This is a genomic window from Butyricicoccus sp. AF18-9LB, from assembly GCF_027684505.1.
Taxonomy (GTDB): Bacteria; Bacillota; Clostridia; order Oscillospirales; family Butyricicoccaceae; genus Agathobaculum; species Agathobaculum butyriciproducens.
Window position 1 is genome coordinate 104,660 of record NZ_JAQCWA010000004.1, and the last position, 21,327, is coordinate 125,986.

Below are 21,327 nucleotides of genomic sequence, written 5' to 3' on the forward strand. Positions count from 1 at the left end.
CTGGAAGGATTGCGAAGCCGCAAGGCAGCTGCATACGGAGAAGCTAATGAAAATTATCTGCGAAAAAGGCTATCACGCCGGAAATGTCCTGCGTCTGGTAGCGGAATATTTGGAAAAACGATATCCGGATGATATGATTCTGGATGAAAATATGGAAATCACGCTTTCACTCAAGAACGGTGAGAACGGTCAGTCCATCGTGCTCGGTGAGAAGGAGCTGCAGCTGTCGCACCACACAGCCGACCATTCCGAGGACTACTATAATCATGATGTGCTGACCCATCTGTACACGCGCTGCAAGTACGAGCACGATCTCAAGGTCTTTCAGCTGGCGAATTATGCGCGGCTGACCTGCATTTACATGGATGCCGTCGGCCTACATGAGATCAACAACCACTTGGGACATGAGGCCGGCGACCATATGCTGCGCTCGATTGCGGACGGGATTCGGAAGTATTTCCCGGACGACTGCGCGTACCGCATCGGCGGTGATGAGTTTGTCCTGCTGTGTCCGGCGCGTCAGCCGGAGGAGCTTGCAGAAAGCCTTGCGGCGTTCCGTCACACAATCCGTGAGATGGGTTATGAGGTCTCGGTCGGCGTGTCTGAAAGCACGGACAGACAGACGCTGAACGAGACGGTCAATCGGGCTGAAACGGCCATGCGGCATGATAAGATGGAGTTTTACCGCAATAACGGCGGTATCCGTCAAATGCGCATCATCGATGACAAGCTGGAGCAGCTACTCATCAAAAAGCAGGATGTTACCCGTTTTCTGCAGGCCATCGCGCCGCTTTACAGGGGAGTGTACATGGTCAATGCCAAGCAGGATACCTGTCGGTATATCTATGTTCCGTCATATTTTAAGACCATGCTGGAGAATAATCATCATGCGTTTATGTCTTCCGTGCGTGAGTACTGCCGCGAACTGGTTCATCCGGAGTATTATGACGAATTTGCAAAGCTGTTGGATTACAGCTATATAGAGGAGCAGATTGCGGCGCATGGTTCGCTGAAGATGACCTATCAGATACGGGACGGCAGCCGGGTACATCTCAAAATCACCATGGCCGACCGGAGTTCCGCAGACGCACATGAGCTGCTGTGGATTTTTCTGGACGAAACGCAGTCGAAGAAAGCAGGTGAAGTATGTCCGCAATCGACAATCGAAAATACGCCGGGATTATGAATCTGCCGCATCATGTCTCCCCAACCCGTCCGCAGATGCCCATGAGCGACCGTGCGGCGCAGTTTTCGCCGTTTGCGGCGCTGACCGGGTATGCCGGTGTTATCCGTGAGACAGCGCGGCTGACCGACCGCAAAATCGAGCTGGACGAGACCATGCTGACCGCACTTAACGAGCGGTATCGGCTGCTGCTTTCCGTGCTCGATGCAGAACCCGAGGTGGAGATTACCTATTTTGTGCCGGATGAACGCAAATCCGGCGGTGCATACCGCACAGTTTCCGGTGTGGTCAAAAAGGCGGATGAGTTCACGCGGCGGTTGACCCTGACAGACGGCACGGTGATTCCGATGGAGGATGTGCTGATGTTGGATGGGGCAATATTTGGACAGGATGAATGAGAAAATCCACGCTTTTCACAAAGAAAAGCGTGGATTTTTGTACATTCAGTGCAGAGCATCCAGTTCCTCCTGCAGATACCGGAAGAACAGGCCTGCGTGGTATCCATCTGCCACCGCATGTGCAATGGTGATATTGACCGGCATATTGACCTTTTCGCCGCATTTTTCGTATCTGCCCATGACAACGATGGGAAAGTACGCCGGCTGTCCGTCCGCGACGCGGCTGCCGCAGCCGGTAAACGCCGTCCACGGCGTACAGGATACGCAGTAGAAATTCGCAGGCTGATTCGGCTTGGTCTTGATGCCCTTGACATCCTTATAGGTCTCCATATCCGCGGTAATGGCGTTGTAAAACGTGGGGAAATCCTCGGAAAAGTCCGTCCAACAGTCGGAAAACGTGCAGTCATCCGGATGAAAGAACGTGAAATTCGGCACGATTTTATCCCAGACACAGAGTTCGTTGTCCGCGTTTTTGAACATGCGGAAGTTCTCGATGCGGCCCAGCGCCTTGGTGACGCAGTAAATCGCCGCTGCGTAGAATTTACAGCCGTGTGCATGACAGAAACGGAGCAGGTTTTGCACATCCACCGGCGCCGTCATATTGAATTCAACCTTGAGAGCCTCGGTATAGTAGCGGTAGTGCTCACGGCGAGGCCAGCTTTCCATATTGACTTTTTTGAAGGCTTGCATAGCGTTCCATCCTTTCCGAACCCTGCAGGTACACGCCCTGACTTTTTGGCATTTGCAAAGCAAACGCTATTCATGCGCACTAACGCACGAAATTCAAAATATTGATGATACGACTTGTTCAATAATCTTGCTGCTGTCAAATCTGCTGCTCCGCAGCGAACTGCGCCGCGCCTGCGGCAGCTTCCTCGCGGCCGTCGGACAGCGTGAGCGGACAGCCGAAGGCAGACTCAAAGCGCTGCTGCAGATACCGGTTCTGCAGCAGGCCGTTGCCCGAGCCGATCAGCCTTTTCGGCGTGCCGCCGGCCTGCCGATACGCGGTGTACATTCGATGCAGCTCGTCGGCCATGCCGTCCATCACGCCGTAAATCAGGTGTAAAGGCGTGAAATTGTGCGTTGTAAGGCCGGAAATACTGCCGGTCAGGCTGCTGTCTGCGCGCGTGCCTTCAAACAGGGTGCAGACGGCAGGCACATCATCCGGACGCGGATTTTCATCCAGCAGACGCGCCATTGCGTCGTAGCAGCTGTTCGTTTCTGTGCCGAGCATGGACGCGGTGGAGCGGAAAAACTGCTCGAGCAGTGCGTAAGCGCGTCCGCCGCACAGCGAAGCACCGGCCAGAAGATAGCCGCCGCCCGGCATGGGACGGGTCTCTAAGCCGTCTGCCTGCAGATAGTGCGGCGTAAACACGGAAAACTGACTGCCGGTGCCGACATTCACAAGCATTTCGGCGGTTTTGTCGCGCACCGCGCGCAGAAAGCTGGCTTGATTGTCACCGATGGCGGCACAGACAGCCGCATTCCGGAAGTGCCCGATTACCGGCTCGGCGGCAAGCTGCGGGACAAAGTTCGGGTCGATACCGGCTTTTTGCAGAGCGTTTTGGTCGAAAGCACAGCGTTCCGCGTCGAAGAAGCCGATGCTTGCGGCGTTGCTGGCATCCATGCGCGGCGCAGCCAATCCGCACAGCCGCATGGCAAGGTAGTCACCGATGGTGCAGCAGGTGACGGCGGCGGGCGGCACAAGTCCGGCGGCAAGGTTGTACGCGTGCGTTGCCAGACCGAAACCGACTGCGGCAAGGCATCCGGTCTCGCGCGTGAGATACTGCACCCAGCTTTCGGTTTTGCTGTGCGGCAGGCTGCCGCGTGCGTCCTGCCAGGTGTACAGCGGACTGACGGCATTGCCGTCCGCGTCCACATACAGAATGCCGTGCATTTGCCCGGTCACGCCAATGGAATGAATATCCGGATAGCGTTCAAACAGCATTTGCACAATAGCAAGTGCTGTTTGCGTGATCTTTTCCACGTCCTGCTCGCGTGCGCACGTCAGCGCAGACGAAATAAAGGCACCGTTTGACCGCGTTTCGCTGGCGAGAAACTGTCCGTCCTCGAGCACAGCCGCGCTGATCGTTGTGGTGCCGATGTCAATGCCTAATGTTTTCATGCTGCGTCCCTCGGTTCGCCTGATGGTTCTGTCAGCAGTATAGCACAGCGGAGCGTGTATGAAAAGAAATTGCGCACAAATTTGTCCACAAGTTTGTGGATAATTTACCGACTTGAAAAACGAGTTGCACATGCTATAATAAAGTCGCAAAACAGAGAAAAGGGGAGCGAACAATATGGACCGAAATTTTCTCAAGCAGAGCATTCGGCGTGAGCTGGACTATTACAAGGACGGCCTGTTCAACGAGGATGAGGACGAATACTGGGAGCGTGCATGGGCGGCGCCGGACGATGATGACAGCATGGCGGAAAACGGCTTTCTCAATGTAGCGATGGCGCACCTGCAGGGCGATGAATGCGACGAAATCGTGCTGCTCGGCACGGAATACGGCTATCATGAGCCGGATTACGACAGTTATATCGACATCGGACACGCCTTTGTCAACGATATGGGCACTGGATTTCTGCAGACCGAGGGCACCGAGGATGACTGGGAACAGCTGATTGACGATATTGCGGAAATTCTGGATGGAAAGATGGAGTAGCTATCCACCGAGTTATCCACATTGCTGTGGATAAAAAATAAAACGCTCGAGTAATCTCGAGCGTTTGAGGCTGTCGAAAAACTCCGTTTTTCGAGCAGCCTCTCGATTGAAACCACGCTTTCAATCGAATCTTGACGAAAAGCCGCGCCCTACGGGCACGATTTTTCGTCCCTTGTATAATTCCCGAGGTACACAAGGTGAATTGCCGCATAGCGGCAAGAGAGGGTGGTCTGGACCATGCCCCCGGGAATGATGAATTTGCTGTGCAAATTCTATTTTATGCGTGCTGCCGCACGAAAAGTAAAAACGATAGATTGACTTTATCGACAGACTGAAACGCTCGAGTAATCTCGAGCGTTTTTCATCGTCGCGCCTTAAACCTTAATTATTATTGCAGGGGTGCTGTTTTACAGCACCTGCGACATCAAAATCGCGCAGATCATAATCGGAATATTAAACGCGATAAACGTTGGGATACAGGTATCGCGGATATGGTCGTGCTGACCGTCGGCGTTGAGTCCGGAGGTTGGGCCGAGCGTGGTATCGGATGCGGGCGAACCTGCATCGCCAAGGGCAGCGGCGGCCGAAATGAGCAGGATGGTAGCCGGAGTGGAGAACCCAAGCGAGCTGCACATCGGCACGAACAGCACAGCGAGCACGGGCACAGTGCCGAACGAGGTGCCGATGCCCATCGTCACCAGCAGGCCGATGAGCGTAATGACAATCGCAGCGACAACCTTGCTGCCGCCTACGGCGGAAATACCGGCGTTTACGAGCGCGTCAATGCCGCCGGTGGCCTTGATGACCGAGGCGTAGCCGCCTGCCACCAGCATAATGATGGCAATCTGACCCATCAGACGGATACCGCCCTCGATCTGCTCGTCAATGTCACTCCATTTGATAGCGCGGAACGCGATGATGATGATCAGGCCGCACAGCGCGGAAAGCGCCAGATCCTGACTGATAACCTGCACGACTGCGACAACAATCGCGGCGGCAAGCATGACATAATGGCGATACTCGAGCTTTTCCGAAATTACCTCGGCAGCGGAGGTGTCTGCTTCAATGTCGTGGTAGTCACGCGGCTTGCGGTACAGGACAAACACGGCGATGAACAGACCGATCAGCATGGCAACGCCAATGCTCCAGTTGGCGGCGGTAACGTCCTTGACCGTTACAGAAAGACCGTTTTCACTCAGATTATCCGCGATAACGCGTTGAAAAATCAATCCGAAACCAAACGGAATGGTGATATACGGCGCTTTATGGCCGAACGCCAGCGCACACGCAACGGCACGCCGGTCAAGCCGCATACGGTTCATCATGCGGAGCAGCGGCGGCACGAGAATCGGGATGTATGCGATATGCACCGGAATGAGGTTCTGCGACAGGCAGGCAACGAGCGTCAGCACACCAATGAGCGCCAGTTTGTGTCCGCCGAGCAGGCGCGACAGCTTTTTCGACAGAATGTCGGCCAGACCGGTCGTGGCGATGCAGGTGGCAAACGTGCCGAGCAGGATGTACGCCAGCGCAGTCGTGGCGTTGCTGGCAAAGCCGCCGGTCAGCAGCTGCATAACGGTCTGCGTGCCCTCGGGCGCGTTCAGCAGCGGGATACCGCCGGCCACGCCGCCGATGATGCACGCGATGAGCATGGACAGCAGCACATTCAAACCGGTCAGGCACAGAACACAGAGCACCAGTACGGATATCGTGACCGGGTTTGTGAGCAGGCTGAAAAGAATAGACATGTATCATTCTCCTTAGAAACAAAAACCGCATGCAGCGGGACTTGCACACGGTAAAGTATTGAAGTTTTTCTTATTGTAGCAGAAAAAAGCCAAACCGTCAAGAAATGTTTCTTATCGAAAGAAGTTATTGGAAAAGCAAACGGCACCTGCGGGGAACAGGTGCCGAAAAAGGATACTATATAAATAGATATACCGGAAATCACTGGCGGCGCTTAAAATCCAGATAGCCCTGCAGGATAAGCGTTGCCGCGACTGCATCGACGTTCTGACGGTGCTTTTTCTCTTTTTTGCCGCTGCGGTGCAGGATTTCGTGTGCGGCGACCGTCGTGCGGCGCTCGTCCCACAGCACAACGTGCAGTCCGGTGCGCTCCTCCAGCTCCTTCGCCAGAGTCTCGCACTTTTCGGCGCGAGGGCCAACCGTGCCGTCCATATTCTTCGGGTGGCCGAGGACGATCTCCTCAATCTTGTTTTCCTGAATGAAGGCCGCCAGCTTGTCCACCAGCTTGGCGTAATTCCACTCGTGGATCACGCTCGGCGAGCCGGCCAGAAAGCCGGAAGGATCGGAGATCGAAAGGCCGGTGCGGGCGTCTCCGTAATCAATGCCCAAAATACGCATAGTCATACTCCTGTTTCTTGGGCAGTTTTTCAAATCGGTGTTTTCTGCCCGTGTGATTACCCTGAGTATACCATAAAAAACGAAAATAATCAGCACTTTTTCAGAAAAAATGCTTGACCGCAAATCCCTCACATGCTATACTAAAAACACCTATGCAGGTTCTTTTTTTGCGCCTATTTTTCGTGTGTCTGAAAAGTTGACGTCGGAACGCTGACAGAGGGAGGCAATTAGCTTCAAGCCGTGTCACAGGGATACGGAAACGAAGCGAGATATTAAAAGGAGGTGCCGTTATCTATGCGCGTAAAGATCACGCTGGCCTGCACCGAGTGCAAGCAGAGAAACTATGACACAATGAAGAACAAGAAGAATGATCCGGATCGTCTGGAAATGAACAAGTACTGCCGTTTCTGCCGGAAGCACACGCTTCACCGCGAAACGAAGTAAGGGAAAGGAAGTAGCTTAATGGCTGAAGAAACCAAAGCGAAAAAGCCCGGTCTCTTTGCTCGTATCGGCAAGTGGTTCCGCGAATTGAAGAGCGAATGCCGTAAGATCGTCTGGCCCACCCGTGAGCAGACGACGAACAACACGCTGGTCGTTATCGCCTGCGTAGTCATCATCGGTATTTTCATCTGGGTGCTTGACATCGTATTCGGTCTTGGTGTCCAGACGCTGCTTAAACATTTCGCCGCCTAACTTAAAAGGAGGCAACAATGTCAGACGCTGCAAAATGGTACGTTGTTCATACGTACTCCGGCTACGAAAACAAGGTAGCCTCTTCGATCGAAAAAGCGGTCGAAAACCGCAAGCTGCATGACCTGATCCAAGCCGTCAACATCCCGACCGAGAAGGTCGTTGAGGTAAAGGACGGCAAAAGCCGCGAGGTAGAGCGCAAGCTGTACCCGGGCTACGTGCTCGTTAAGATGATCATGACCGATGAAACCTGGTATCTGGTTCGCAATACGCGCGGCTGCACCGGTTTTCTGGGTCAGGACAAGTCCGGCGGCTCCAAGCCGATTCCGCTGACTGAGGAAGAAATCATCGCAATGGGCGTGGAAAAGCGCGAGATCGAGGTAAACTACGCCGCAGGCGACAGTGTTCGCGTTATCGACGGCGCGCTGGCAGGCTTTATCGGCGTTGTATCGTCGGTTGAGCCGGATAAGAACAAGGTAAACGTAACCGTTTCCATGTTCGGCCGCGAAACCCCTGTCGAGCTTGAGCTCGATCAGGTTGAAACTCTCGACGAGTGACAATGAGCGGAAGATAGATTTCCGCATTTACGGCAAGTGGGAGAGTTCCGTGCCAATTAGGAACTCGCCAGCCACCACATTTTTTGAAGGAGGAACCTTTCAACATGGCACAGAAAGTAGTAGGTTATATCAAGCTCCAGATTCCCGCAGGCAAGGCAACCCCGGCTCCCCCGGTAGGTCCGGCTCTCGGCCAGCACGGTGTAAACATCATGTCTTTCACCAAGGAATTCAACGAGCGCACCAAGAACGATGCCGGCATGATCATTCCGGTTATCATTACGGTTTATGCTGACCGTTCGTTCAGCTTCGTTACCAAGACGCCTCCGGCGCCGGTTCTGATCAAGAAGGCTTGCGGCATCGAGTCCGGTTCTGCTGTACCGAACAAGACCAAGGTTGCAAAGCTGTCCAAGGCTGACTGCCAGAAGATCGCAGAGACCAAGATGCCCGACCTGAACGCCGCTTCTCTCGAGGCTGCTATGAGCATGATCGCGGGCACCGCCCGTTCGATGGGTATCACCGTCGAGGAGTAATCTCCGGTTTTTATTTGTTGTACGAAGCTGCGGCTATCTGCCGCATACAGTGGGAGGGTTATTCAAGTTCCCGCTTAACCACTTAAGGAGGATTTATTGTGCATAAAGGTAAAAAGTATGTAGACAGCGCAAAGACGATCGACCGCACCAAGCAGTACGATCCGGCTGAAGCGCTTTCCACCGTTGTTTCCACCGCGAAGGCTAAGTTCGATGAGACCATCGAGCTGCACGTAAAGCTGGGCGTTGACTCCCGTCACGCTGACCAGCAGGTTCGCGGCGCTATCGTTCTGCCCCACGGCACCGGCAAGCAGGTTCGCGTTGCTGTATTCGCTAAGGGCGCAAAGGCTGACGAGGCTCTGGCTGCAGGCGCAGACATCGTTGGTGCAGAGGACCTGATGGAGCGCATCCAGAAGGAGAACTTCTTTGAGTTCGACGTAGTTATCGCTACCCCGGATATGATGGGCGTTGTAGGCCGTCTGGGCCGCGTGCTTGGTCCTAAGGGCCTGATGCCGAACCCGAAGGCTGGTACCGTATCTATGGACGTTACCAAGGCTGTTCAGGAGTCCAAGGCTGGTAAGATCGAGTACCGTCTCGACAAGACCAACATCATCCACTGCCCGATCGGCAAGGCTTCCTTCGGCGCTGAGAAGCTGCAGGACAACTTCGACGCTCTGATGGGTGCTATCATCAAGGCTAAGCCGGCTGCTGCAAAGGGTCAGTACGTTCGTTCCTGCGTTATTGCTTCTACCATGGGCCCTGGCATCAAGGTAAGCACCGCAAAGATGATCGGCTAATTCAATAGCATTTTACTCGGCGGTTTTCCGCTGAGAGTCAGAAAGACAGACCGATGATTTCGATTGTTGGTCTGTCTTTTTGTAAAATAGCGTAGATTTTTACTGCACCAGACAGCGTGTGCCGAAAAACACGAAAACTCTCTTGATTTCAGAAAAATAGTAAGAAAGGCAGGTTAATTATGCCCGGTTTAGTCTTAGAAGGCGGAACCTTCCGCCCGGTATTCTCCTGCGGCGTGATGGACGCGCTGCTCGACAACGGCATCATGTTCGATTACGTCATCGGCGTGTCCGCCGGCATTACCTATGCGGCGTCGTATCTCTCACGGCAGCGTGAGCGCAACATCAACATACTGCGGCAGTATCGTGGCGACAAGCGCTATTTCGGCGCGCGCAACCTGCTGCACGACCACTCCATTTTCGGCACGGATTTCGTGTTCGATACCATCCCGAACCAGCTTGTGCCGTTCGACTGGGACACATTTCACAGCTATCAGGGAAAATATCTGGTCGGTGTCACCAATGCAAAGACAGGCAAAGCCGAATACCTCGACGGCATGCGCATGGACCGTCCATGCACGATGCTGCGAGCGACCTGCGCCATCCCGATCTACTTCCCACCGGTGCAGATGGACGGCGAGACCTATTACGACGGCGGTCTGGCCGACCCAATCCCGATTCTGCGCAGCCTGCATGACGGCAACGAGCGCAATCTGATCGTGCTCACGCAGCCGGAAAGCTACCGCAAAACGCTTGGACGCGGCGTGCAGTTCACCGCAAAGTGGCTGAAACGCAAATATCCGGCAATGCCCAAGGTGCTGCTTGAGCGTGCCAAGCACTACAACGAGACAGTTTGCTTCTGTCACCGCCTTGCGGAGAACAAACCGCAGGACACCGTACTCCTTCAGCCGGAAAAATCGCTGAACAGCTTTGAAAAAGACGTGAAAAAGCTGGAATGGGGCTATGAAATGGGGTATAATATGACGTGTGCCCGGATGGAGCAGATCAAAAATCTGTTCCGCTGACGGGTTTGGTAAAAGAGAAATATTTTAGGGGGAATGAAAAAACGATGCAAAGCAACAGAATCATTCAGGTAGAGGAAAAGGTGCCGCCGCGCCTGCTCGTGCCGCTGTCCATCCAGCATATGTTTGCGATGTTCGGCGCGTCCGTGCTCGTGCCGTTCATCTTCAAGATGAACCCGGCGATCGTGCTGTTCATGAACGGTATCGGCACGCTGCTGTTCATCCTCATCACCAAGGGCAAGGCGCCCGCATACCTCGGCTCGTCGTTCGCGTTTATCGCTCCGGCGACCATCGTTATCCAGAACTGGGGCTATCAGTACGCGCTCGGCGGCTTTGTTGTCGTCGGTGCGTGCGGCTGTGTGCTCGCGTTCATTATCTATAAGTGCGGCACGGACTGGATCAACGTCGTTCTGCCGCCCGCAGCCATGGGCCCGGTCGTTGCGCTGATCGGCCTTGAGCTGGCAGGCTCGGCGGCTGAAACCGGCTGTATTATCGGTAGTGGTGTAACGAGAGGCACGGTCATCACGTTCCTCGTAACGCTGGCTGTTGCGGTATTCGGCAGCGTGCTGTTCCGCGGCTTTTTCTCGACTATCCCGATTTTGATCGCGATCATCTGCGGTTATATCGCGGGTGTCATTACCAAAGTCATCAAGCCCCAGACTATTGTGGATGCGCTGCACACCAGCTTTATCTCCATTCCGAATTTCCAGACCCCGAAGTTTGACATCAACGCGATTTTGATCATTCTTCCGGTCCTTCTGGTTATCGCAAACGAGCATATCGGTCATCAGCTCGTCACCGGCAAGGTCATCGGCCGTGATCTGCTCAAGGATCCCGGTCTGCATCGCTCGCTGTTCGCGGATAACTTCTCGACCATGATCTCCGGCTTTATCGGCTCGGTGCCGACCACCACCTACGGCGAAAATATCGGCGTTATGGCGATCACCAAGGTGTACTCCGTGCGCGTGATCGGCGGCGCGGCTGTGCTGAGCATCATCTGCTCGTTCGTTGGTCCGCTGGCAGCCCTTATCCAGACCATTCCGGGTCCGGTCATCGGCGGTATCTCGTTCCTGTTGTACGGCATGATCGGCACCTCCGGTCTGCGTATTCTGGTTGATAATCATGTGGATTACAGCAAGAACCGCAATATGATCCTGACCTCGGTCATTTTCGTTACCGGCCTGTCCGGCGTGACGCTGGCGCTGGGCGATGTGTCGCTGTCCGGCATGACCCTCGCCGCTATCGTCGGCATGATCATGAGCCTTGTGTTCTATGCGTTCGATAAGTTCCATCTGTCGAATGATGCGTAAATGAATCGAAAAAGCGCCTGCGTGAGCAGGCGCTTTTTTATTATGAAAATCATGAAACAGGTGCGGAATCGGACGGATCAGCTTGTGCAATCGCTTCCAGATGGAGCAGGGTTTGATTTAACATATTTAACTGTGCCGGTCCGATCGACGTCAGAGCAAATGGAAGCGATGGAATAGCAGAGAAACGCTTTTGAATCTTGATATCGGTATCACAGCCTGCATATGAAATGCTGAATTTAGTCTCGGTTTCAAAGATATTTCCTAATATGCCGGAGGTCTGAAGAATTTTCCACAGTTCAGATACCGCGGTATGATTAGAAAAGTCTAATTCTATATATGGATGATTGGGATTCTTGATTTGAATAACGATTGCTAATTTGTCATAGACCGTTTGCCCGGCGGCCTGCTGTTCGGCGGTGCCTTGAGAAATCCCGCCTTTCGTTTTCCTCTGCGTATAGGCGTGCGCGGAAGTAATAAGCTGTGCCTGGAGAATATCGGAGTAGGGGAGAGAAAAACACTCAAATGCTTCTAACGGGTGGGCATTTGTGCATTGAAGGGCATGTAATTCCGGCAAATCCTTTGTTTTATAATAGAGTAATTGCTGATTGGCACTGTCCAGAATAATACCTTGCGAACCGGAAAAATTGATACGGCATCGATCAATAACAGCATGGGAGGGGCATGTAATTTCTATGCTCCAGTCACATTTGCTGCCCTGTGTCTGCAAATGTTGGTATAAGGCGGTATAAGCTGCTTCTAACCATTTAGGTAAGTCTCGATTAAACAGATGTACAACATCCTGTCGTGCCTCGTCATGAAGCCACTTGTTGGATAGTATGGAACGAAGGGCAGCATAGATTCCCCGGAGTATGAGAGCTATGATCAGACATACTAAGAGCGTTAGTAAGATTACCATGTACAGTCCTCCTATTATCTTCTTTAGTATAGCTGGAAGAAATATGTATGTCAATTAAAAATATCATAATGATATCGTAATATCATCGTGATTAGCATACCCTATAATAAGGTGATAGCATGCTGATTATAGGGGAACGAATTAAAATGCTGCGGGAGAGCCACAACATCTCACAGGCCGCGCTGGCAAAGCGGCTGGGCATCACACGGTCGAGCGTAAATGCGTGGGAATTGGGCCTGAATGTACCGAGTACGCAGTATATTATCGAATTATCCGAGATTTTCAAGGTATCGACAGACTATCTGCTGTGTGTTGCAAAAACGCAGACGCTGGATTTAACAGGTCTGGAAGAGGAGGATATCGCCGTTCTGTATGCGCTGGCGACCCATCTGCGCAGAAAGAACCGCGAAATGAAATTATAAAAATAATTTGAAAAGTGTCTGCTCATGCAGATGCTTTTTATTATCCCATTGTTGAAAACCGGAAATCTGTACTATATAATTGTAAATATTCTGACAGATAACGGAGAAAACACAATGCAGAACGAAAAAACATCCGTTTTGGTGCTCGCACAGTGCGATTTGACCATGCGTGAGACGTTAAATACCCGATTCGGTACGCGGTGCGCGTTCACGTTCGCGGAGAACGGCGAACACCCGACCGCAGAGCAGCTTCGCGCGGCTGCGGTTATTTTCGGCGAACCGAGTGAAGCCCAGCTGGCGCAGACCGAAAACCTGCGTCTGCTGCAGCTGACCTGGGCGGGCGCGGACAAGTACACGCGCATGGAAAATCTGCCGCGGAGCGTGGTGCTGGCGAATGCATCCGGTGCGTTCGGCACGATCATCGCGGAGTACGCGATTGGCAGTCTGGTGGCGCTGTACCGCTCGTTTGGACGATACTGGAGCAATAAACAGGCGCATATCTGGCAAAAATACGACCATGCGGAGACGATTTCCGGCAAGACCGCGCTTGTACTCGGCATGGGCGACATCGGCGCGAATGTGGCCCGCCGATTGAAAGTCTTCGGCGCAGCTGTGCTCGGCGTGAAGCGCACAGCGGTTTCGGCTGTACCGGAAGACTTCGAGGAGGCGCATACACTCGATGCGTTAGATGCTCTGCTCCCGCGGGCGGACATCGTCATTGGCTGTCTTCCGAATACGCACGAGACCGCAGGTCTGCTGACTGCGGAGCGTCTGCACGCGATGAAAGCAGGCGCGGTGCTGGTCAATGTCGGACGCGGCAGTCTGGCGGGGACGGACGATCTGGTGTCGGCTCTGCAGGACGGCCACCTCGGCGGCGCCGCACTCGATGTGTTCGAGACCGAACCGCTTCCGGCGGACTGCCCGCTGTGGGACATGGAGAACGTGCTGCTCACGCCGCATATCGCAGGCCCGAGCTTTGACGGCAACGCGGACGTGCAGAACACGATCTGGCATATCTGCATGGACAATCTGGACCGGTATTTGACCGGAAACCCGCTGAAAAATGTCGTAAACCGGTCGGAGGGATACTGATACGCGTTTCCCGCAGGTATAGCAACAAAGAGAAAACGAGCCGAAAGCCATGCTGTCGGCTCGTTTTTTGGTGCTCAGCAGTTTTTGAAAAACCAGATGATAAAGTTGATAATCTCTATGCCGAGGAAAATCAGGGCAACCACGCAGATGACAGCCGTTGCCGCCATAAACTGGATGGACGGTTCGCCCAGGCTTTCAATAATCACGCAGGTCAGCGCAATAAACAAGCTGATCATGCACGCCGTATGCAGCGGATGCTGCAGGATCCACTTGCTGATCTGACCGGATTCGTCGGATTTCGGTGCAGGCTCGGTTGTTTTCTGCTCTGCGGAGACAGGCCGGCGGCCGCCGGACGCATTCGGTGCATTGCGCGCCGCTTCCTGCATGCCCTGCCGGTAGTGCACATAGCCGTCAAGTCCCTTGCCGTAGAAGCCGTAATCGTCTTTTTTCATATGCCATGCCTCCTTTTCATGCTTTGAGTATCGCATATCGGGTGTCCGATAAAACGGACTCAGAAGCGGTTGAACACAAATATTCCAAATTACTGTTTTTACCATAGCATAACCGGGCGCAAAATACAAGCGGCGGTGGTAAAAATGTATAAATGCGGGCAATTCTAATTGTGCAAAAGCAATGAAAAAGTTATAATTATGCCAAAACGACACAAAATCGACAAAGTTTTATGATAAACGGCATTGCAAAAAATGTAAAACGGTGGTATGATGTAGGCAATAAAGCGGCACAAGGGTACCCTTGTGTCTGAGGTGCTCGCCCTCAGACACAAAACCTTCCTAAGTACAAATTTTGCAAAGGAAAGGCGAAACGGCACCGATTATGCCGGAAAAAACAATTTTTAGGAGGATAAACATGAAAAGAAGATTGTTATCGGCTTTTCTCGCTGTGATGATGGTGCTGACTATGGCACCGGTGGCATTTGCGGCGGATACGGCGACTTCTGACGGAGAAGCGTTGTCGAAACTGTTTACTGATGTTCATGCTGGTGAATCTGGTTCAGGCAATGTTACTGTTACCATCGATAAAGATTATGACTTGACTGGTTATCAATGGACATCGCTTACTGTTCAAGGCTACACAGGTGCAGGTGTTGTTACTGTGGAGGGTAACAACCACAAAATTACTGGCCTGAATGCACCGCTGTTTGCAGGTGGCTTTGCGGGCACTTCTGGTATCGTTGTCAAGAATTTGACCTTGACTAAGGTTACTATCAAGGATAGTACGAGTAATCAGGGCATCGGTGCATTTATCAACAATGTTGATTCTATGCCCAAGATTGAACTGGATAACTGCCATCTGACTGACAGCTCGATTGACAGCAATGGTGGTGCTCGTGTTGGTGGTCTGATTGGCTGGACTTCCGGTTACAACAATCCCAACGATGGTCCGGTTGATACTTATGTTACCATTCAGAATTGCTCGGTAGAAAATACGAAAATTACTGCAAAGGGTTCTGTTGGCGGTATTATTGGTCATGCTGGTGCAAATCCGGCAACTTACCATACCTTTACCAATAATACAGTGACGGGTTGCACTCTGAACTCTACCGATGATGGCGGCTGGCGTGTTGGCGTAGTTGTTGGTACAGCCAACGTAGGCGAAGTTGCTTTGAACAATACTACCGAAAGCGGTAATACAGTAACACAGACAGACAAGACGGCTCCGGCGGGTCAGTCTAACCTGTATGGTCGCTTTGTTCCGGGTACCACTGGTAAGCTGGTTATTGACGGCACAGCTGTTTTTGATTCCAGCATTGTTGCAGTGGTCGATAATAAGGGTTATAAGACGCTGGCTGCCGCTGTTGCAGCAGCACAGAGCGGTGAAACCGTTAAGCTTCTGGCGAATATCGCCGAGGGTGCTACTATTCCGGCTGGCAAGACTGTTACGCTTGACCTGAATGGCAAGAACATCAAGCCGGCAACTGGCTGTGCGATTGTCAATAAGGGCAATTTGACGGTTATGGGCAGTGGTGAAGTACTGGCAAGCCAAACCGAAATGGCGGCTGTTGCCAACTTCCCGGATGCAGTTATTAACTTGAATGGCGGTACTTATCTGTCCAAGTATTGGTATGTACTGAAGAATATGGGCAGTATGACCATTGACGGCGCGGTAACTGTGAAGCCTGCTGACAGCGGTAATGTTTCGAGCTTGATTGATAACGGTTGGTATTATTCTACGGATAAAGTTGCTGGTGAGAGCGTTCCCGCACAGGCGGACAAGGCTTCGCTGACGATTAAGAATGGCGATTTCTCGGGTAAATCCGGTGAAAAAAGTTGTTCGGTCGTTAAAAACGATGACTATGGTGTTCTGAATATTTCCGGTGGTACTTTTGACAGTACTACGAATACCAATGCAACGAATGCGGCAACAATTCTGAATTGGAATATTGCAACGATTTCGGGCGGTATTTTCAAGGGCCAGTATCCGATTTCCAATGGCGCATTTGCGAATGATGCGGACAAGGGTCAATTTACGATCTCTGGCGGTACGTTCACTGGTAGCAAAACTTTGTTTGGCTTTGGTGAAGGCGGCAATGGTGTTGGTAAAATTACCATTACTGATGGTAATTTTGCAGCACCGGCGTTTGGTGACTGGGGTAGCGCATATACGATGGAAATCTCCGGCGGTTACTTTACCACTGACCCGTCTAAGTATCTTGCAACTTATACTGATGCCCAACAGAAGTACATTGCTAAGGCAGTTACCGGCGATTACAAGTTCCATGTTGAACTGGCAGATGCAAATGACCTGCAGGTAGTTCCGGTTGCTGGCGCAACGGCTGCACCGAGCAAGGACGAACTTAAAAATAACAAGGATATTCCGTCTGACCAGGTGGACAATATTGTTGATGCTGCAAAGGCAGTTTCTGCACCGGAAATTTCTAAGGCAGCACAGGAAGTAGCAGCTAATATCAGCGATAATAGCAACACACTGGGTAAGCAGTATCAGGACGCAGCGAAGGACGAAGTTCCGAATCAGGAAAAAATCGAAGTTCGTACTTATCTGGATGTAGAGCCGAAGGCGTATAATAAATCTGCCTACACGCTTGATATTACCCCGAAGTATGATGTAGTAGTTGTTGGTACCAAGGATGGTGCTACCGCTGAAAAGGTAGTAGCATCTGACACGCTGAAGGTTACCAATGCAACCAACGTTTCCATTCAGCTCCCGGCTGATTTTGTAGAAAACACCGACACGCTGTATGTACAGCATAAGGGTCACGAGTACGATGCAGCTGTAACCGCAAATAACGGCGTTTATACTGCAAACTTCACCAATCCGCACGGTTTCTCTCCGTTCACCATCAGCAAGACTTCTCAGACTGTTGCAACCATCGGCACTGACAAGTACACCTCTTTCGCTGATGCTGTAAGCGCAGTTCCGGCAAACGGCACTATCGAGATTATCGGCGGTACTTCTCCGTACACCGGCACGGCAAACAAGACGTTTACTGTTAAAAACAGCACATCTGCTGATATTACTGTAAACGGCCAGCCGATTGAGCCGACTAAGTCGTATACCTTTAAGTATACTCACTCCTCCGGCGGCTCCTCCTCCGGCAAGACGACCTACAAGGTAACCACCTCGGCGGTCAACAACGGCGGCGTCAACGCTTCTCCGTCCAACGCGGAAAAGGGCGCTACCATTACCCTTACCCTGTCCCCGGACAAGGGCTACAAGCTGGATAAGCTGACCGTTACCGATGGCTCCGGCAAGTCCGTTTCCACCGTTAAGAAGAGCGACACCGTTTACACCTTCACCATGCCTGCTTCCGCCGTTACCGTTGGCGTAAGCTACGCAAAGGCGGACGAAACCCCGTCTAAGACCACGTTTAACGACGTTTCTGCGAACGACTGGTTCGCTTCCGCGGTTGATTATGTAACCGGCAAGGGCATGATGAACGGCACCGCAGCGAATACCTTCTCTCCGAAGGCTAATACCACCCGCGGCATGCTGATGACGGTTCTGGCACGCCATGCCGGCGAGGACACCACCGGCGGCTCTGTCTGGTACGAAAAGGGTATGAACTGGGCTAAGGCGAACGGCGTATCCGACGGCACCAACCCGCAGGTGAACATCACCCGCGAGCAGCTGGCAGCTATGCTGTACCGTTACGCACAGAACAAGAAGTATGACGTTTCCGGCGCGAAGAGCCTCGACGGCTATACGGACGCGCAGAGCGTAAGCAGCTATGCTGTTCCGGCGCTCCAGTGGGCGAATGCGGCTGGCGTTGTTACCGGCAAGTCCGGCAGCAAGCTGGACCCGAAGGGCTACGCGACCCGCGCGGAAGTAGCGGCAATGCTCATGCGTTTCTGCGAAAACGTGGAAAAGTAAGCGAAAATGCAATAAAAACCGCACAGCTTCGGCTGTGCGGTTTTTTTGCTTGCCAAAGACGCTTTTCTACGGTAAAATGGAAAACAGAGGAGAAGGGGAAAGAGAAAGAAGGAAATTCTATGCCAATCGGAGTAATTGTCAACTGTATCTCGGTGCTGGCCGGCGGCGTGATCGGTTCCGCACTGGGACACGTCCTGCCGAACAGCCTGAAAGAGCACCTGCCGACGCTGTTCGGCATGTGTTCGATCGCTATCGGTATCAATTCCATCATCAAGGCGGTCAGCATGACAGCGGTCGTGCTGGCGATTCTGGTGGGGTTTACCATCGGGCACCTGCTGCACCTTGAGGATTGGACAAGCCGGTTTTTTCATCGGCTGGTCAAAACCATGCACCTCGGCGGGGATAATATTGATATGGAGTTCTACATCACGGCGGTTGCGCTGTTCTGCTGCTCGGGCTTTGGGTGGTACAGCACGCTGACTGAGGGCATCGCGGGCGATCCGAATCTGCTGTTTGCAAAGTCCGTGCTGGACTTGTTCACTGCAATGATCTTCGCGTCCACGCTCGGCAAGGCCATCTGTGCTATCCCGCTGCCGCAGTGCGTGATTCTCCTGTGCGTGTTTATCGCAGGACGACTGCTGTCCGGTGTGCTCACACCGGAAATGTTCGCGGATTTGTCCGCGTGCGGCGGCGTGCTGACTATGTCGGCCGGTTTTCGTGTCTCCAAGATCAAATCCGTGCTGCTGGTCGATCTCATGCCCGCGCTGATACTCGTCATGCCGTTCAGCGCACTCTGGACCATGCTGATGGGATAAATTTGAAGCAGACTCTTTTACGGGTCTGCTTTTCTTTTACTTGACAATAGTCCTAAATCATACTATAATGGAGTGGTACGATTTAGGACTATTGAGGTGCATTATGGATTTTCGCAGACAAATGAACGACTTGTGCGCATGTATTTTTCGACAGGATGAGCTGTACGACATCTGGGCGAAGCACAGCGGCATGAAACCCAGTACAGTAACGGTGCTGTATATGTTAGATCAGTTTTCAGAGATGACACAAGGAGGAATCGCGCAGATGTGCCTGCTGCCCAAGCAGACAATTCATACGGTGGTGCAGGAGCTGGAGCAGGCCGGTTATCTGGAAAAGGTGAGCGTATCCGGCCGCAAGGAAAAGCCGCTGCGCCTGACCGAATCCGGCAAACGCTACACAGCGGATAAGCTGGGCGGTCTGTATCGCGCAGAGGAACGCGCCGCCGCTGCCATGGGCACTGAGCAGTTCGCCATGATGGTGGAAATGACCCGAAAATTTACCGATTCTTTTGAAAAGGAGATTCGCAATGGAGCAGAATAACGCGCTTGCGCGCAAATTCAACGCCGCATCGCTGCTCCGATTCGCACTGCCGAACATTGCAATGATGATGCTGCTGTCAATGTACACCATCGTGGACGGCATGTTTATTTCGCGGTTTGCCGGCACAACCGCGCTTTCCGCAATCAATATGTCGTATCCGCTCAACTGCCTGCAGATGGCTACCGGCATTATGCTCGGCACGGGCGGCAGCGCTATTATCGCCCGCCGGCAGGGGGAGGGACGCACAGACGAGGCGCGCCGCAACTTCACCATGCTGATTGCAGTTGCGCTGGGTATCGGTCTGATTTTCGCCGTGTTTGGCAATCTGTTTCTGAACCCCATCCTGCGTCTGCTTGGCACGAGTGAGCTGCAGTGGGCAGACTGCCGTATTTACACACGCATTCAGCTGGTGTTTGCACCCATGCTGTTTCTGCAGACTGCCTTTCAGACATTGTTCGTCACCGCAGGCAAGCCGGGCTTGGGTCTGCTGACCTCGGTGGGCGGCGGCATTACAAACGTGGTGCTTGACTGGCTGTTCATGGGCCCGATGAACATGGGCGTTGCCGGTGCGGCGATTGCCACCTGCCTCGGCTATTGCGTGCCGTCCATCGTTGGTTTGGTGTATTTCACTAAAAACCGCACCGGAAGCTTGTACTTTGTGCCCTTCAAATTCGACGGACAGACTCTGCTTGCCGCGTGCGGCAATGGCTCGTCCGAGATGGTCAGCAACATTGCGAACGCCATCACCACATTCGTGTTCAATACGCTGTTCATGCGCTACCGCGGTGAGGACGGCGTAGCCGCCATCACGATTGCAATGTACTTTCAGTTTGTGTTTACGGCGGTGTATTTCGGCTTCTCGATGGGCGTTGCGCCGGTTATCAGTTACAAATTCGGCGAGAAAAATATCCCGCAGCTGAGGCATATCTTCCGCATCTGCATAACGTTCGTGCTGGCGTGCTCGCTCGGCACATATTTGCTCTCGTGGCTGACGCTCGAGCCGGCGCTGACCCTGTTTACGCCGCGCGGCAGCAGTGTGTATGAGATTGCCATGCACGGCTTTCCGATTTATGCGGTCAGCTTCCTGCTCATGGGCACGAGTATTTTCGCGTCCTCGCTGTTTACCGCGCTCTCGGATGGTCTCGTGTCTGCGATCATCTCGTTTTCGCGCACGCTTGTGTTCCTCGTGGCGATGCTGCTGTTCCTGCCGCTGATTTTGCAGGAAACCGGCATCTGGCTGGCTGTTCCGGTAGCAGAGGCGCTCGGCGTGATGGTTTCGGTGTTTTTTCTCGTCAAGGGACGGAAAAAGTATCAGTATTAAGGAAAAGAGTGCTGTTGAGGGAACAGCACTCTTTTGTTATATATAGATGAAATATAACAAATTGTATATAGAATGAAGGTGTAGAGCAAAGGAAAAGCGAAAGGGCCTGCCGCCTGTAATTCACAGGCAGCAAGCCCTTTCGGTCGCTTGAACAATCTTTGTCTAACTTTTAGAGGTCACTTCAAAAAATGCCTTGCTGTTGTATTTGAGGGAATGAAAAGCATTTGGAGCTGCTTTTCTAATTTAGAATAGAGAGAGGAGAAAGAAATTCTAAGAAGAATTACTCGCCGACCTTGACGAACACGCCGCCAGCCTGGCAGGACTCGGTAGCAGCCTTAGCCATGAGAACCGGACGC

General features: G+C 52.7%; 22 protein-coding genes. 16 read left to right on the plus strand and 6 right to left on the minus strand.

Annotation, left to right across the window (positions count from 1 at the left end; all coding sequences use genetic code 11):
* Window positions 1-46 precede the first annotated feature (46 nt).
* Window positions 47-1,186 (plus strand): GGDEF domain-containing protein, encoded by a 1,140-nt coding sequence (locus PGY33_RS04520; protein WP_118481010.1) that lies wholly within the window; start codon window positions 47-49, stop codon window positions 1,184-1,186.
* Window positions 1,147-1,581: a hypothetical protein gene (locus PGY33_RS04525; RefSeq protein WP_118360871.1), complete on the plus strand. Its 435-nt coding sequence runs from the start codon at window positions 1,147-1,149 to the stop codon at window positions 1,579-1,581. The genes PGY33_RS04520 and PGY33_RS04525 overlap by 40 nt, the downstream gene beginning before the upstream one ends.
* Before the next feature lie 45 nt (window positions 1,582-1,626).
* Here PGY33_RS04525 and PGY33_RS04530 read toward each other — a convergent pair whose 3' ends face one another.
* Complete coding sequence (locus PGY33_RS04530; RefSeq protein WP_118481009.1) at window positions 1,627-2,271, minus strand: CatA-like O-acetyltransferase; 645 nt, start codon at window positions 2,269-2,271, stop codon at window positions 1,627-1,629.
* Between the two features lie 136 nt (window positions 2,272-2,407).
* Complete coding sequence (locus PGY33_RS04535) at window positions 2,408-3,706, minus strand: sedoheptulokinase (protein ID WP_118481008.1); 1,299 nt, start codon at window positions 3,704-3,706, stop codon at window positions 2,408-2,410.
* Window positions 3,707-3,881: 175 nt separating this feature from the next.
* On the opposite strand from PGY33_RS04535, the gene PGY33_RS04540 reads away from it, so the two are divergent.
* On the plus strand, window positions 3,882-4,250 hold the full coding sequence (locus tag PGY33_RS04540; protein ID WP_118481007.1) for a hypothetical protein: 369 nt from the start codon (window positions 3,882-3,884) through the stop codon (window positions 4,248-4,250).
* A gap of 407 nt (window positions 4,251-4,657) precedes the next feature.
* On the opposite strand, the gene PGY33_RS04545 is transcribed toward PGY33_RS04540, so the two are convergent.
* Both PGY33_RS04545 and ruvX read right to left on the minus strand, forming a co-directional pair.
* On the minus strand, window positions 4,658-5,998 hold the full coding sequence (locus tag PGY33_RS04545) for a Na+/H+ antiporter family protein (RefSeq protein WP_118481006.1): 1,341 nt from the start codon (window positions 5,996-5,998) through the stop codon (window positions 4,658-4,660).
* Window positions 5,999-6,197: 199 nt separating this feature from the next.
* Complete coding sequence (ruvX, locus tag PGY33_RS04550) at window positions 6,198-6,614, minus strand: Holliday junction resolvase RuvX (RefSeq protein WP_117491465.1); 417 nt, start codon at window positions 6,612-6,614, stop codon at window positions 6,198-6,200.
* Window positions 6,615-6,908: 294 nt separating this feature from the next.
* Between ruvX and rpmG the strand changes: the two genes are divergently transcribed.
* The 7 genes from rpmG (at window position 6,909) to uraA (ending at window position 11,514) form a co-directional block, all read left to right on the plus strand.
* Window positions 6,909-7,058 carry a 50S ribosomal protein L33 gene (gene rpmG / locus PGY33_RS04555; RefSeq protein ID WP_110435831.1) on the plus strand — a complete coding sequence of 50 codons (150 nt, stop codon included), beginning with the start codon at window positions 6,909-6,911 and terminating at the stop codon, window positions 7,056-7,058.
* An 18-nt stretch (window positions 7,059-7,076) separates the two neighbouring features.
* Window positions 7,077-7,307, plus strand: a complete 231-nt coding sequence (secE, locus tag PGY33_RS04560) for a preprotein translocase subunit SecE (protein ID WP_110435832.1) — start codon at window positions 7,077-7,079, stop codon at window positions 7,305-7,307.
* Between the two features lie 17 nt (window positions 7,308-7,324).
* The gene (gene nusG / locus PGY33_RS04565) at window positions 7,325-7,861 is read left to right on the plus strand and encodes a transcription termination/antitermination protein NusG (protein ID WP_110435833.1); all 537 of its coding nucleotides are present in this window, start codon (window positions 7,325-7,327) and stop codon (window positions 7,859-7,861) included.
* Window positions 7,862-7,965: 104 nt separating this feature from the next.
* Window positions 7,966-8,391, plus strand: coding sequence for a 50S ribosomal protein L11 (gene rplK, locus PGY33_RS04570; protein ID WP_118481005.1), 426 nt, complete (start codon window positions 7,966-7,968; stop codon window positions 8,389-8,391).
* Between the two features lie 98 nt (window positions 8,392-8,489).
* Window positions 8,490-9,185, plus strand: coding sequence for a 50S ribosomal protein L1 (gene rplA / locus PGY33_RS04575; protein ID WP_110435835.1), 696 nt, complete (start codon window positions 8,490-8,492; stop codon window positions 9,183-9,185).
* Between the two features lie 179 nt (window positions 9,186-9,364).
* Window positions 9,365-10,207: a patatin-like phospholipase family protein gene (locus tag PGY33_RS04580; protein WP_118481004.1), complete on the plus strand. Its 843-nt coding sequence runs from the start codon at window positions 9,365-9,367 to the stop codon at window positions 10,205-10,207.
* Window positions 10,208-10,251: 44 nt separating this feature from the next.
* On the plus strand, window positions 10,252-11,514 hold the full coding sequence (gene uraA / locus PGY33_RS04585) for a uracil permease (protein ID WP_118481003.1): 1,263 nt from the start codon (window positions 10,252-10,254) through the stop codon (window positions 11,512-11,514).
* Window positions 11,515-11,563: 49 nt separating this feature from the next.
* Here uraA and PGY33_RS04590 read toward each other — a convergent pair whose 3' ends face one another.
* Entirely contained in the window at window positions 11,564-12,430 is an 867-nt protein-coding gene (locus PGY33_RS04590; protein ID WP_270477572.1) for a hypothetical protein, read from the minus strand.
* A gap of 119 nt (window positions 12,431-12,549) precedes the next feature.
* Between PGY33_RS04590 and PGY33_RS04595 the strand changes: the two genes are divergently transcribed.
* Together PGY33_RS04595 and PGY33_RS04600 are read left to right on the plus strand one after the other, a co-directional pair.
* On the plus strand, window positions 12,550-12,852 hold the full coding sequence (locus PGY33_RS04595) for a helix-turn-helix domain-containing protein (protein WP_270477573.1): 303 nt from the start codon (window positions 12,550-12,552) through the stop codon (window positions 12,850-12,852).
* A gap of 114 nt (window positions 12,853-12,966) precedes the next feature.
* The gene (locus PGY33_RS04600; RefSeq protein WP_270477575.1) at window positions 12,967-13,944 is read left to right on the plus strand and encodes a D-2-hydroxyacid dehydrogenase; all 978 of its coding nucleotides are present in this window, start codon (window positions 12,967-12,969) and stop codon (window positions 13,942-13,944) included.
* Window positions 13,945-14,018: 74 nt separating this feature from the next.
* Here PGY33_RS04600 and PGY33_RS04605 read toward each other — a convergent pair whose 3' ends face one another.
* Window positions 14,019-14,396 (minus strand): hypothetical protein, encoded by a 378-nt coding sequence (locus PGY33_RS04605; RefSeq protein WP_270477577.1) that lies wholly within the window; start codon window positions 14,394-14,396, stop codon window positions 14,019-14,021.
* A gap of 415 nt (window positions 14,397-14,811) precedes the next feature.
* On the opposite strand from PGY33_RS04605, the gene PGY33_RS04610 reads away from it, so the two are divergent.
* From PGY33_RS04610 to PGY33_RS04625, 4 genes are all read left to right on the plus strand, one after another.
* Window positions 14,812-18,294, plus strand: a complete 3,483-nt coding sequence (locus tag PGY33_RS04610; RefSeq protein ID WP_270477579.1) for an S-layer homology domain-containing protein — start codon at window positions 14,812-14,814, stop codon at window positions 18,292-18,294.
* A 119-nt stretch (window positions 18,295-18,413) separates the two neighbouring features.
* On the plus strand, window positions 18,414-19,109 hold the full coding sequence (locus tag PGY33_RS04615) for a DUF554 domain-containing protein (protein WP_118480999.1): 696 nt from the start codon (window positions 18,414-18,416) through the stop codon (window positions 19,107-19,109).
* Window positions 19,110-19,212: 103 nt separating this feature from the next.
* On the plus strand, window positions 19,213-19,650 hold the full coding sequence (locus tag PGY33_RS04620; RefSeq protein WP_158575223.1) for a MarR family transcriptional regulator: 438 nt from the start codon (window positions 19,213-19,215) through the stop codon (window positions 19,648-19,650).
* The gene (locus tag PGY33_RS04625) at window positions 19,637-20,971 is read left to right on the plus strand and encodes an MATE family efflux transporter (protein ID WP_118480998.1); all 1,335 of its coding nucleotides are present in this window, start codon (window positions 19,637-19,639) and stop codon (window positions 20,969-20,971) included. The genes PGY33_RS04620 and PGY33_RS04625 overlap by 14 nt, the downstream gene beginning before the upstream one ends.
* Window positions 20,972-21,327 lie beyond the last annotated feature (356 nt).

What these genes read in the sequence shown, in the direction of transcription:
- PGY33_RS04520 (WP_118481010.1), top strand. Translation starts at nt 47, where the DNA reads ATGAAAATTATCTGCGAAAAAGGCTATCACGCCGGAAATGTCCTGCGT.
- PGY33_RS04525 (WP_118360871.1), top strand. Translation starts at nt 1,147, where the DNA reads ATGTCCGCAATCGACAATCGAAAATACGCCGGGATTATGAATCTGCCG.
- PGY33_RS04530 (WP_118481009.1), bottom strand. Translation starts at nt 2,271, where the DNA reads ATGCAAGCCTTCAAAAAAGTCAATATGGAAAGCTGGCCTCGCCGTGAG.
- PGY33_RS04535 (WP_118481008.1), bottom strand. Translation starts at nt 3,706, where the DNA reads ATGAAAACATTAGGCATTGACATCGGCACCACAACGATCAGCGCGGCT.
- PGY33_RS04540 (WP_118481007.1), top strand. Translation starts at nt 3,882, where the DNA reads ATGGACCGAAATTTTCTCAAGCAGAGCATTCGGCGTGAGCTGGACTAT.
- PGY33_RS04545 (WP_118481006.1), bottom strand. Translation starts at nt 5,998, where the DNA reads ATGTCTATTCTTTTCAGCCTGCTCACAAACCCGGTCACGATATCCGTA.
- ruvX (WP_117491465.1), bottom strand. Translation starts at nt 6,614, where the DNA reads ATGCGTATTTTGGGCATTGATTACGGAGACGCCCGCACCGGCCTTTCG.
- rpmG (WP_110435831.1), top strand. Translation starts at nt 6,909, where the DNA reads ATGCGCGTAAAGATCACGCTGGCCTGCACCGAGTGCAAGCAGAGAAAC.
- secE (WP_110435832.1), top strand. Translation starts at nt 7,077, where the DNA reads ATGGCTGAAGAAACCAAAGCGAAAAAGCCCGGTCTCTTTGCTCGTATC.
- nusG (WP_110435833.1), top strand. Translation starts at nt 7,325, where the DNA reads ATGTCAGACGCTGCAAAATGGTACGTTGTTCATACGTACTCCGGCTAC.
- rplK (WP_118481005.1), top strand. Translation starts at nt 7,966, where the DNA reads ATGGCACAGAAAGTAGTAGGTTATATCAAGCTCCAGATTCCCGCAGGC.
- PGY33_RS04580 (WP_118481004.1), top strand. Translation starts at nt 9,365, where the DNA reads ATGCCCGGTTTAGTCTTAGAAGGCGGAACCTTCCGCCCGGTATTCTCC.
- uraA (WP_118481003.1), top strand. Translation starts at nt 10,252, where the DNA reads ATGCAAAGCAACAGAATCATTCAGGTAGAGGAAAAGGTGCCGCCGCGC.
- PGY33_RS04590 (WP_270477572.1), bottom strand. Translation starts at nt 12,430, where the DNA reads ATGGTAATCTTACTAACGCTCTTAGTATGTCTGATCATAGCTCTCATA.
- PGY33_RS04595 (WP_270477573.1), top strand. Translation starts at nt 12,550, where the DNA reads ATGCTGATTATAGGGGAACGAATTAAAATGCTGCGGGAGAGCCACAAC.
- PGY33_RS04600 (WP_270477575.1), top strand. Translation starts at nt 12,967, where the DNA reads ATGCAGAACGAAAAAACATCCGTTTTGGTGCTCGCACAGTGCGATTTG.
- PGY33_RS04605 (WP_270477577.1), bottom strand. Translation starts at nt 14,396, where the DNA reads ATGAAAAAAGACGATTACGGCTTCTACGGCAAGGGACTTGACGGCTAT.
- PGY33_RS04610 (WP_270477579.1), top strand. Translation starts at nt 14,812, where the DNA reads ATGAAAAGAAGATTGTTATCGGCTTTTCTCGCTGTGATGATGGTGCTG.
- PGY33_RS04615 (WP_118480999.1), top strand. Translation starts at nt 18,414, where the DNA reads ATGCCAATCGGAGTAATTGTCAACTGTATCTCGGTGCTGGCCGGCGGC.
- PGY33_RS04620 (WP_158575223.1), top strand. Translation starts at nt 19,213, where the DNA reads ATGGATTTTCGCAGACAAATGAACGACTTGTGCGCATGTATTTTTCGA.
- PGY33_RS04625 (WP_118480998.1), top strand. Translation starts at nt 19,637, where the DNA reads ATGGAGCAGAATAACGCGCTTGCGCGCAAATTCAACGCCGCATCGCTG.